The 11,321-nt window shown below is 46.7% G+C and carries 10 protein-coding genes; 8 read left to right on the top strand and 2 right to left on the bottom strand.

What is annotated here, in order from left to right; all coding sequences use genetic code 11:
- Positions 1-137 precede the first annotated feature (137 nt).
- The 7 genes from ACZ5ZZ_RS11765 to ACZ5ZZ_RS11795 all read left to right on the top strand — a co-directional run bounded on the left by ACZ5ZZ_RS11765 (position 138) and on the right by ACZ5ZZ_RS11795 (position 7,264).
- Positions 138-1,949 (top strand): C1 family peptidase, encoded by a 1,812-nt coding sequence (locus tag ACZ5ZZ_RS11765; RefSeq protein ID WP_464139551.1) that lies wholly within the window; start codon positions 138-140, stop codon positions 1,947-1,949.
- A gap of 184 nt (positions 1,950-2,133) precedes the next feature.
- Entirely contained in the window at positions 2,134-3,030 is an 897-nt protein-coding gene (gene lipA, locus ACZ5ZZ_RS11770) for a lipoyl synthase (protein ID WP_464120571.1), read from the top strand.
- Between the two features lie 3 nt (positions 3,031-3,033).
- Positions 3,034-3,690, top strand: coding sequence for a lipoyl(octanoyl) transferase LipB (gene lipB / locus ACZ5ZZ_RS11775; protein WP_464139553.1), 657 nt, complete (start codon positions 3,034-3,036; stop codon positions 3,688-3,690).
- 377 nt (positions 3,691-4,067) lie between these two features.
- A complete protein-coding gene (locus ACZ5ZZ_RS11780) occupies positions 4,068-4,391 on the top strand; it encodes a hypothetical protein (protein WP_464139555.1) in 324 nt (107 codons plus the stop codon).
- A gap of 105 nt (positions 4,392-4,496) precedes the next feature.
- On the top strand, positions 4,497-5,417 hold the full coding sequence (locus ACZ5ZZ_RS11785; RefSeq protein ID WP_464139557.1) for a type I restriction endonuclease: 921 nt from the start codon (positions 4,497-4,499) through the stop codon (positions 5,415-5,417).
- Positions 5,418-5,446: 29 nt separating this feature from the next.
- A complete protein-coding gene (locus ACZ5ZZ_RS11790; protein WP_464139560.1) occupies positions 5,447-6,379 on the top strand; it encodes a hypothetical protein in 933 nt (310 codons plus the stop codon).
- 288 nt (positions 6,380-6,667) lie between these two features.
- Positions 6,668-7,264, top strand: a complete 597-nt coding sequence (locus tag ACZ5ZZ_RS11795) for a DUF502 domain-containing protein (RefSeq protein ID WP_464139562.1) — start codon at positions 6,668-6,670, stop codon at positions 7,262-7,264.
- Here the strand turns inward: ACZ5ZZ_RS11795 and ACZ5ZZ_RS11800 are convergent, their stop codons facing one another.
- Positions 7,265-9,961 (bottom strand): cation-translocating P-type ATPase, encoded by a 2,697-nt coding sequence (locus tag ACZ5ZZ_RS11800; RefSeq protein WP_464139564.1) that lies wholly within the window; start codon positions 9,959-9,961, stop codon positions 7,265-7,267.
- A 160-nt stretch (positions 9,962-10,121) separates the two neighbouring features.
- Between ACZ5ZZ_RS11800 and ACZ5ZZ_RS11805 the strand changes: the two genes are divergently transcribed.
- Entirely contained in the window at positions 10,122-10,550 is a 429-nt protein-coding gene (locus ACZ5ZZ_RS11805) for a phosphate-starvation-inducible PsiE family protein (protein ID WP_464139566.1), read from the top strand.
- Here ACZ5ZZ_RS11805 and ACZ5ZZ_RS11810 read toward each other — a convergent pair whose 3' ends face one another.
- Complete coding sequence (locus ACZ5ZZ_RS11810; RefSeq protein ID WP_464139568.1) at positions 10,551-11,258, bottom strand: hypothetical protein; 708 nt, start codon at positions 11,256-11,258, stop codon at positions 10,551-10,553.
- Between the last annotated feature and the right edge of the window lie 63 nt (positions 11,259-11,321).

Here is an 11,321-nt window from a genome sequence, read left to right on the forward strand (position 1 = left end):
CCGCAATCTGTATAGTCCTTTTTCACTTTCTGCGGGAAGCACCTCGCATTCACATATTTTTTCAGTTCGACATTAAGACTTCAGCCCAAATCTGCCGTTGCGTTTAGTACCACAATATAACTCTGGAGATGAACCCCATGAGAAATTACTTTATGCCTGCTGGAGCGGCCCTGTCCCTGACGCTCCTTTTGAACGTTTCTCATAGCCTTGCACAGAATAACACCGCCTTCCGCCCTGGCCTTAAAGCAATGACGGCTGAGGAGAGCAAAAAACTTCACACAAAGAAGGTCAAGAAGGTACGCCCCAACCGTCTGGGACTGGAACGCATTAACAAAGAGCGTAGTCACCGCGGTGAGCCTCCCATTTCTGCGGATCTTTCCCTGCCTGAATTCGAAACGGAAGAGACCCTGGGAGCTGCCTCCTCTGACGGAGTCTACAGCACTGCACTGGGAAGTGCGCCGGCTCAGGTCGACAACTCGGCGTTAGCCTCCTTCCCACCGATCGCCAATCAAGGTGGCTTAGGTTCCTGTGTTGCCTTTGCTTCGACCTACTACATGATGAGCCACGAAGTGTGTCTGACCTTGGGTTGTAATAACAAAAACTATGGCCAGCGCATCTACTCTCCGAAATGGACTTACAATCTTATTAACGGCGGCAGCGACAACGGCTCTAATTTCTCAGCCGCTCTGTCTGTTCTGGAAAAGCATGGGGCCGCTTTGAACTCGGAGTTCCCCTATGACACGGACTATCGCGCCTGGAGCATGAACCCTGAGCATTGGAAGAATGCCATCAACTCGCGCATGCGTCCGTCGAGCTATATGGTGGTCAATACCGACGCCGGCATGGCTTCACTAAAACAGATGCTTGCCAACGGTCACGTGGTGATCACCGGAACTTATGCAAACAGCTGGGTCTATAAAAAGGTTCAAGCTAATCCCAACGTAGGATCAAATCCTTTTGTGGGCCAGATCATCGTGACTCACCTGAATGGCACTGTCGCGGGTCATGCGATTACAATTGTTGGGTATGACGACACAATCTGGACTGACATCAACGGGAATGGCCTGGTGGAAAGCCAGGAGCTTGGCGCATTCAAGATTGCAAATTCCTTCGGAACAACCTGGGGTAATCAAGGCTTCGGCTGGGCTTCTTATGATGCCTTCCGTGCGACTTCGACAGTTCCAAACTTCGCCCCAGCTGGCCGAGTGCAACTGACGCAAGTCGGAACCGTTGAATTTACAACCTACACAGCCTACACCCCGAAACTTCTGGCCGAAGTCAGCATGTCCCACGCCCTGCGTTCGCAAGTGTCCTTGCAGTTTGGCTCTTCGACAAATACAACGACCAAACCTACAGCCTACTGGACACCGTTTGCTTTTGTTAACAACGGTGGCAACTGGGCGTTTGACGGAACGTCTTTAGAAAAACAAGGCTCTTTCTACTTTGATATTTCCTCTTTGGCGGGGTCTGACATCAACAATCAGTACTTCTATCTGATTGAAAAGGACTCGACCGTGGGAAGTCCTTTGAGCACGTTGCGCTTCAACATCGTAAACCCGGCCCAGGGAAACACCCTGCTTTCGGCGGCAGGAGTTCCCTCTTACGTTGATGCGAACACATCCACTCTGAGAGCTGGCAATGCCCCGGTAGCCCCACCCGCCGACACCTTGGCTCCCACAGTCCCGGGGAATGTCAAAGCGACTCTGACTTATCTTCGTGGTGGAAAATCCGCCCGAGTCGATCTGACCTGGCAAGCCTCCACGGACAACGTGGCTGTGCAAAAATATGTGATCTATCGCAACGGTGTGAAGCTGGGGGAAACCACAAACTTGAGCTACCGCAATAGTAATATTACCCGAGGCGTGCAATACAGCTATCAGGTGGTTGCCGTGGATTCGAGCGGCAATGCTTCAGCTATGTCGACAGGTGCGGTTATCAAGTGGCCGTAAGGTGATGGACAACTGTTGGTGACTTTATACGAAGAAAATGGAACGTCGCGACGGAAGCTCTAAGGCTTTTTAGCGACGGGCATTGGAGCTTCCGTCGACCCAAAGCCCGGGGAGCGGTTGGCAGTCTAAGATTTACATACCCCCCAGGTTAAGCTAAAAGACGATATCGACTGCAGAGGTTCACATGCAAAAAGACACGAAAACTCTCGAAAAACCGGGCTGGCTTAAGGTTCGCGCATCCACCGGGGAAACCTATGAAAATCTCAAGGGAATGATGTCGGAACTAAAGCTTGCAACAGTTTGCCAGTCTGCCCGTTGCCCCAATATTGGGGAATGCTGGAATGGTGGCACTGCGACGATCATGATCATGGGCGATGTCTGCACGCGAGGCTGCCGTTTCTGCAACGTAAAAACGGGAAATCCCAAAAAGGTGCTTGATCCTCTGGAGCCCCAAAAAGTCGCAGAATCTATCGCCAAAATGAACCTCGAATATGTCGTCATCACTACCGTGGACCGGGATGACCTTCCCGATCAGGGGGCTGAGCACTTCGTCAAAACCCTTCATGAGGTCAAAAAAGGCTCCCCGAATCTTATTATCGAGATTCTAGCCGGTGACTTCCGCGGCGACACGGAATTGATTTACAAGCTCACTGATGCCAAACCCGATGTCTATGCCCACAACGTGGAAACAGTTGAAAGACTCACTCCTAAAGTAAGAGATCCCCGAGCCGGCTATCGTCAAAGTTTGCAGGTTCTAAAATCCGTTAAGGACCGTGATCCTTCTCGCTACACGAAGACCTCTTTGATGCTGGGTCTTGGTGAAACCGATGAAGAAATACTGCAAACACTCAAGGACCTGCGAGAGATCGACTGCGATGTGGTCACCTTCGGTCAGTACCTCCAGCCGACGCCACGCCACTTAAAAGTGATGGAATATGTCACTCCTGAAAAATTTGACGAGTGGAAGCGCATCTCTGAGGACATGGGATTCCTTTACGTGGCTTCCGGCCCACTTGTTCGCAGTTCTTACCGTGCGGGCGAGTTCTTCATGAAAAGTCTTGTCGAAAGAGGATTGAGATAAATCATGGATCTGATTTTCGAAGACTGGGGACTGATTCCTTACGAGCTTGCTCTGACCAAGCAACTTGAGCTGGTTGAAACTTTGCACAAACAAGAGCTCCCCGGGTATTTGATCTTTTGCCAACATCCACCTGTTGTCACCTTAGGAAGAGCCACCCAACCCGGCGATGTGTTTGCTTGGAAAGGCAATACGGTGGAAGTTTCGCGAGGGGGCCGAGCCACCTATCACGGACCCAACCAGCTTGTTGTCTATCCGATCTTAAATCTCACTCGTCCGCGCAAGGGCCGATCTTCTCATGAGATCGCAGGATACTTAAGAACGCTCGAATCCGCCATCGCCCAAGTTATCAGCGACTACGGTGTCGCCAATGTTGTCGGTCGGTCGCTGCAAAAAAATCCACTGACACAGGTTGAAAATAACGAAACCGGTGTCTGGATTGGCACACAGAAAATTGCATCCTTGGGAATTGGTGTCAAAAAATGGATCACCTTTCACGGAGCCGCCATCAATCTTATTGAAGACCCTGAAGCCTTCCAAGGGATGAACCCCTGCGGCCTTAAAAGCAATGTAATGACCAGTTTAGAAAAAGAAACTGGGAAGTCCATCGATATTGATGAGTTTAAAAAACGCCTTAGATCACATCTTGCGGAAGTTCTTTAATTTATTACTTTAGAGGTGGTGATGCCATTGCCGCTTCTAACTGTCCTCTAAAAAGCCTTTTCAGTTGTATCAACAGCTTAGTCCAAACCGCACATACACAAGCATTTATAGAATAGTCCCAATATTCTGATTGGTTGTTTGCATTTATTTACGAACCAATCAGCTTTCGTGCGAATTAGCTTAATAGTTTGCCTCCACTCCCCGCACACATTTTAGTTTTTCTTGAACAATTACTTTTAAAGGTTCAGTTTTCTCAGTTAAATATTCTTTACAGAATGGAGAAAAATCGCTCTCTTTGTTCTATTTTAGGAATGTTCCTAAATCTTTCAATAAACACTCCGATGTCTACATCCAACGAGCAGTTGGTGGAGTAAGCCATGAGCAAACTAAAAGACATCCTAAAAATTGTTTCTCTCGGACTCGCGATTATTTCGACAGTGCGTTCCCTTTCGCCATCCCCAAAATCAGCGACTACCTCTTCTCCCCTCAATCCGACAACTGTAAAAAATGATTCGATCAAAAGAGCTGCAAATCCTCAAGAGCCTCAACCTCTTAGGACACAACGAAAGATTTCACGCAAAATTGCAAAGCAGCCCCACCAACTATCAGCGCCAACAAATCAAAATTCGAGTCGAGAATCGGATCAAGTCATCATCGATAAGGTGCGATTGGGGCTAAAAAATGGTGACTACACCAAATAGTTTGCCCTTGTTAAAAACTAAACAAAACAGTTTATGCTTTATATTTAAGCATTCTAAACTTTTAACTAAACACGCTGAACTATACACAGAACAAGGAGCCAAAAAATGTCCAGAGAGACCAAACAAGATAGAATCATTCGCAACCTACTTGATCAAACGACAGAACATCTGCATGAGTTAAAAGGTTTGGACTCTAACCCGAATACAAAAGAACTCGACGTAGAGCGCTGGGCTCAAAGCTTCCTGAGAAACTGCCTGGGCTACTCTGCTTCCGCGGGATATTCAATCCGTGCGCAAGAAACCAAAGGCAAAATGCGTCCCGACCTAGTAGTTCTTTACCAAGACAAACCTATCTTTGTAGTCGAAGTAAAGAAAATGGGTTTTGATCTAAATAAGTCTGATTTCCGTTGTGGCAAGGTTCAACTTAAAGAATACCTAAGTCTTATCGGCGATGTTCGTTGGGGCATTCTCACAAATGGATGCGAATGGAAACTCTATGACTTCTCTTTGCCGGAATATGGTGGCATCGAAATCGCAAACTTTGACTTAAAATCCGAGGATACAATCGAAGTATCCAAAAAAGCAGTTGAAGAACAAGCCTATGAATTCTTCGACTTCCATGAAAGCTCTTATACTACTTCGATGTGGCCCGAGCTTTCAAAAGAAGCGATGGCATTCTCTCCCGAGTCTTTGGCTAAAGCTATTTTGTCTGTGGACGTTGTTAAGTACGTAGCCAAGTACGTACGTGGCGAACATGAATTCAAAGCAAACCACGAGATTTTGACTGACCGCCTATATTGGCTATTGGAGCAAGGTTTGAACGATGCCATCAAAGGATGGAATGACACAAAGGCTGCGGAGATTCATAAGTTCGTAAAATCACAAAAGCGCGCCTCCAGAAAAACCAAACGTATCCGTAAGACGACGGCAGCAACCGACCAGGGACTAACCTCCCCTCCTGCTGAACAGCAAGTAAATTTAGAAACCACCCCCACTTGCACAAGTGAAAACAAAACGGCCTCTTAAAAAACGTTTGATTTAATCGGGAGAGAACAATGATTTTAAGATGTTTTTTTATAGCTCTATTTTTCGTTTCAACAATAGGATGCTCAGGCGGCGGTGGAGGTAGCTCAGAAAGTGGAGGCTCCAATAGCTTTACTGCCTCCTCTGGGCCGATAACTATTGACTCAATCACCTCGCAGACGAGTTTATCAAATAAGGTAGAAATTCAATCAACGTCAGTCACATACTATGGAAGAGTCATTTATTTAAGCGGTGGATCCTTACACGGCGCAGTCGTTCATTTCGATCTGGTGAAGAATGATGATTCTACTGCTTACTTCTCAAATTTCTATATCGATCGCCTAGTCCGGTATGCTTCGGCCACTTCAAATACAGTGGTTTTAAGTAGTAGCACCAACACAAATGTAACTGGAAACTATTCACCATCACAAAATGGACTCTCAATCACTGATTCAACCTCAAGATTTGTTGGATTTAACTTGGACTTTGGAGATAACACGTACTTGTCAGATGTAAGTGACGCCGCCGTTATTTTCTCAAGCGACTTTAGTACAATGGTCGGTGGAGACAACTCAAATTTCTTCTTTATAGCACAAAAAGCTAATTCGGCTCCTTCAGTTTCAAACTCTGACCTAACTAAAACTTGGGGATTTGCTAACTTCACAGTGAGTGGCCTAGGATCGGTTATCGTCAACTCAACATCAACTGCAACAATTGCCGGAACTGGCGGAAATGGCCTAATCGCATTTAAAGGACGCAATTCCATAAATGGTTCGTTCGAAGGGGAAACCGTATTGAATGATAGTGCCGCTGGAATATTCCTGTTCGGCTACGACAGTTCAGTTGGCAATGGTACACCAACCGCAGATGGGCCCATCCATGGGATCTTCACAATGTCCCCGGATAAGAACTATATCCTGGGCTACGACCTAGTCGGTGGCGTCTACTTTGCTGGGAGTAGATAACCTGAACCTTTGGTTTATTTGAGCTACAAAAGCAAATTTAAGCATAAAAAAAACCCGCAGTTTCGCGGGTTTTTAAAAATTTTGGGAATGAGATTCCCACCTAGATATTATGGCACTTACCACATGCCTCCTTTTTCTTGTCAAACACCGCAGGCCTATTAAACGACAGACTAACTCTTTCTGATGCTGGATACGTTCTGCTTTTAAGCAATATGAATTTCATGACCGTTTTTAGTTTCTTTGTTGGCGGCAATTAGGTGAAAATTTGAAGTCAGCAGGGGTAAAAATATGAAGACCGAAGGATTAAGACAGAATATTTCTGACAATCTCGTAAAAGGGGCTATTGTTCTTCTTCCATTCATTCTGAGTTTCTACTTCCTTTACTGGCTTGCAGATTTTTTTGATAAGGTTTTTTCAGGGATATTGGTACCAATGGGAATCACCTTGCCTTTCGGCGTTGGCATCGGTGGCGGTCTGGTTTTGATCTATGTGTTGGGAAGAACTTCGGATCTTTTTGTCGCGAAGTTTATCAAGGAGTGGTTGGAAAGAACTATCATCAGAATTCCGGTTTTGGGGGCCATTTATGTTTCTATTCGCGACCTGACTGATTTCTTCAAAAAAGCCGAAGCAAGCCCTCACGGAAAAGCAGTCATTGTAAAATTCGACAATCCTGAATTTAGAATTGCTGGATTCCTGACTAGAACAGATTTGAATACATTACCGACGAATGAACCCATGGACGACTTGGTGGCCGTGTACATACCCCTAGCCTACATGGTGGGGGGAGGTTTCACGGTGTTTGTAAAAAAAGACAAGATCCAGGATCTGAACATGTCTTTTGATAAGGCTATGCAGGCCAACTTAAGTGCGTGGATCCTCAAATGATTAGCGTTGAGTTGACTGACGCACGATCTTTTCAAAAGCAATAACGGGAAACACAAGAGCTCCGACCGCAATTGATTTCAACCAGTCTTCAACAGGCAAAGGACCTGAGTGAAAGAACCTGTTCATAAATGGCAGATGAACAAAGGCAATTTGTAGCAGAATCAAACTGCCGATACCAAGAAAGGCCGTTGGGTTCGAGAAAACTCCGATCTTAAGCAGCGTGCTCTTAAGGGAACGGCATTGCAGAAAATAGAAGATCTGGAAGAAAATAACAGTGTTAACAGCCATGGTTTGCGCTTTGCGAACGACATCTTCGAAATCATGTCCGAGCTCCCGAGCGACGTTCAATTCATAGCGAAAAAGCGCAAGGGCACCTAAAGCCATAATCAGTGCGACAATCAAAGTTCTCCACAAAACAAACTTTCCTAAAACTTTCTCTTTTTGGGGCCTGGGTGGTCGTGACATGATATCAGGCTCTTTAGCTTCAAAGGCAAGAGGCAGCGAGAGCGCTACAGAAGCCACAAGGTTGATCCAAAGAATTTGGACCGGCAGGATTGGCATTAAGAGATGACCATCTTCTCTTGGGAAAAACGCAACTGCAATAAGAATGATAAAAGCCTGACCTAAATTGGTCGGCAGTACAAATGCAAGTGACTTGACTAGGTTATCATAGATCCTTCGGCCCTCTTCCACGGCTGTCCTAATTGTTGCGAAATTGTCGTCTAGCAAAACAAGATCGGCCGCTTCTTTTGAGACCGACGTTCCCGTAATCCCCATGGCAATACCAATATCAGATTGTTTCAGTGCCGGAGCATCATTCACTCCATCGCCGGTCATCGCTGTCACATTGCCAGTGCTCTGCAAAGCTTTAACAAGTCGAAGCTTGTGCTCAGGTGCAACCCGAGCATACACATTTATGTTGGCAACAATGCGTTCAAGCTCCTCATCCCGCATCTTTTCAATCTGGGAACCCGTCAGGGCGGACTTCCCGGTAGAGATATTTAGTTCCCTCGCTATTGCCTCTGCAGTCTCTGGATGATCCCCCGTAATCATCTTCACGACGATACCGGCTCTATGACAATCAGCAATGGCCTGGATCACCTCTTCCCTTGGTGGGTCAATCATAGCTTGAAGGCCGAGAAGCTCAAAACCACCATGGCAACCTGCCTCTGTAAGTTCATGTCCTTGAAAGGTTTTTCGCGCAAATGCCAGCACCCGCATCCCCTGGGCCGCATAGGAAGAAATTCGGCTACGGGCCTCGTTGACAACGACCTCTTCAGAGGACACAGCCCTTAAGATGACCTCTGGCGCCCCCTTGAGAAAGAGAACCCCTTGGTTGCCATCTTGATGGAGAGTTGCCATGTATTGCCTCTCTGATTCGAAGGGAATAGAGTCCAGCCGAGGATGATCGGACTTTATCGCTGCCACGACGCCATTGGCCTTTTCGAAGGCCACGATTAATGACGCTTCTGTAGGATCCCCTTGCACTTTCCGATTCTCACCCTCATTGACAACTTCTGAATCGTTACACAGAACGCCCGCCTTCAGAAGGTCCTGTATATCATCACCTGGCTCATTCAAGATAATGCCGTCGAGGAGAATCTTTCCGTCATTAGTGTATCCAACACCAGTGACACGGTAATCTGCCTGCGGTGTCCAAAGAGCCTGAACCGTCATTTCGTTTTTGGTCAATGTTCCTGTTTTGTCCGAACAAATAACTGTGGTCGACCCGAGAGTTTCAACGGCAGGAAGCTTACGGATAACTGCTTTTCGTAAAGCCATCCTGCGAACACCAATGGCCAGCGCAATAGTTATAATAGCAGGAAGCCCTTCTGGAATCGCAGCAACGGCTAATGTAATCGATGCAAGGACGGCTTCAACGATAGGAAACCCACGCCAAAGACTGATGACAAGCAAAACAACTGCCACGATCAAAATAGCTATCGTCAGGATCTTACCGATTGAGTCTAAGGATCGAGTCAGTGGAGTTTCAACTTTTGTTGCACTCTTCAGCAACTTGGCTATTCGTCCAAGCTCCGTTCGATCTCCAGTGCCGGTGACAACACCCGTCCCTTGACCAAAAGAAACTAGAGTTCCGCTAAAAGCCATGTTCAGCCGATCGCCAACGACCTTGTCTTTTTCGACTGGACTGATGATTTTCTCAGTTGGAACCGACTCCCCAGTAAGGGCCGCCTCTTCGATCCTAAGCGTTTTTACCTCGAGCAGCCTCATGTCAGCTGCAACTTTGTCGCCACTGTACAAATGCACAATATCACCTGGGACCAGATCCGTTGAGTCGATCTCAAGCCGTTGCTTGTCACGGATGACCCGGACTTTGTTTGGAATCATAGCTGAAAGGGCCTGGACGGCTTTCCCGGCGCGGAATTCCTGAAAGAAGCCAATGAAGGCATTTATCACCACGACGAAAAGCACAATGGTTCCGTCTGTCGACTTTCCCATGAGAAATGCAAGAGCAGAAGAAGACAGAAGAATGTATATTAAGGGGTTGTGAATCTGACGAAAGAATATTTTGAGTACACCTTCGCCTTCCGCCTGGGGAAGGATGTTCTTACCATATTTGGATTGGCGCTTTTGAACCTCTTCTTGGGAAAGACCCTCAACTTGACTTGAGAGAAGCTTTAAGACTTCGTCTCCAGTCATTGCATAGACATATTGAGATTGATCACGCTGATCCATTTTAGACGTCCCCTTTATATCAAAGGATGATGGGTCCCAAAAGAGAAGTCATGAAGGAATCTACTGTTAAAAGACACCACTTGCTGAGCATCTTGCCCAGTTCATTAATAGGGTCTAATTTAAGAACTGAGGCTGTGAATTTTGAACCTGAGAGGCGTTCGTGGCGACAAATGGAAATATGGATTACTTAAAACAGTTCGAACGAATCGTGACTGGGATCCTGATCGTCTTGATGAGCATTGTTGTTTGCCTCACCGTTATTGATCTCATCTGGCTGCTTATCAAAGACATCATCACACCGCCCATCATACTTTTAGATGTGAACGAGCTCTTAGATATATTTTCGATGTTTCTTTTGGTCTTGATAGGAATCGAACTTGTTGAAACGCTGAAGCTGTATCTTCATCAAAGCTCGGCGCGCGCCGAAGTTGTGATTCTTGTTACATTGATTGCGTTATCGAGAAAGGTTATCACACTCGACTTTAAAGAAACTCCTGCTTTTACACTTGTCGGGATTGCGGCTCTTATTGTGGCACTTGGCGCCGCATATTACATCATCAAGAAGTCACGCCCCCCTGAATCAACATAATCAATTTATACTAGAGCACGAGCCAAAGATTTCTTTGGCCTGTTCCAGCTGGGCATATCCCAGCTCCAAAAGATCACCTTTCTTCTGCACAAGATAAACCTTAGCCCAGAGTTTTTTTGCTCTTTTATCGACCTGCCACGCATGAATGACAATCTGATCCTTGATCACCACAAGAAGACTTCTTTGGTTCTCCGTCTTTCCATCCATTGAAAAAAACTGCACCGTTTGGTCCTGAAGACTTCCTGACAGACTCTGACTCGTTGGGTGCCGTTGAAGTATTCCTGCACAAGAAACAGAAGACATCTCGTCCAAATTATCATCTTTAAAAAACAGCGCCAACCGTATGACGTTAAGGCTACCCCCTCGTTGATAGGCTCCAATAAAATTACCGGATAGGAACCGCAAGGAAGGCACTGAATCAAAGTGCTTTATCGCGGCCAAGGACTTGATCTTCTGAAGCGACTTTGGAGTGCGCCCCAGGGGGGAGTCCTGATTCGTGATGGTGACTTTATAAGGCGAAAACAGGACATCTCGATCGAGGTTCTGAGGCGCTTTGGGAGCGTGCACTTGAGTTTCCTCTGCAGCGTCATTCTTGGGAGCTGCCGTCGCCACCACTGGGGGCACATTATCTGAAGATGGATGATGTGGCTTCGGCAAGGCGTCTTGAGCTTGCCTTTCTATTTGAACCTTGGCTGGCAGAAGTCTCACGGAGCCCCCTCTTTCTGAATGAGATGGGGGCACGGTTCCGCGAGAATGAGCGACCAGAACTAC

Source organism: Bdellovibrio sp. HM001 (assembly GCF_055397275.1).

What these genes read in the sequence shown, in the direction of transcription:
- lipB (WP_464139553.1), top strand. Translation starts at nt 3,034, where the DNA reads ATGGATCTGATTTTCGAAGACTGGGGACTGATTCCTTACGAGCTTGCT.
- ACZ5ZZ_RS11790 (WP_464139560.1), top strand. Translation starts at nt 5,447, where the DNA reads ATGATTTTAAGATGTTTTTTTATAGCTCTATTTTTCGTTTCAACAATA.
- lipA (WP_464120571.1), top strand. Translation starts at nt 2,134, where the DNA reads ATGCAAAAAGACACGAAAACTCTCGAAAAACCGGGCTGGCTTAAGGTT.
- ACZ5ZZ_RS11795 (WP_464139562.1), top strand. Translation starts at nt 6,668, where the DNA reads ATGAAGACCGAAGGATTAAGACAGAATATTTCTGACAATCTCGTAAAA.
- ACZ5ZZ_RS11800 (WP_464139564.1), bottom strand. Translation starts at nt 9,961, where the DNA reads ATGGATCAGCGTGATCAATCTCAATATGTCTATGCAATGACTGGAGAC.
- ACZ5ZZ_RS11765 (WP_464139551.1), top strand. Translation starts at nt 138, where the DNA reads ATGAGAAATTACTTTATGCCTGCTGGAGCGGCCCTGTCCCTGACGCTC.
- ACZ5ZZ_RS11780 (WP_464139555.1), top strand. Translation starts at nt 4,068, where the DNA reads ATGAGCAAACTAAAAGACATCCTAAAAATTGTTTCTCTCGGACTCGCG.
- ACZ5ZZ_RS11785 (WP_464139557.1), top strand. Translation starts at nt 4,497, where the DNA reads ATGTCCAGAGAGACCAAACAAGATAGAATCATTCGCAACCTACTTGAT.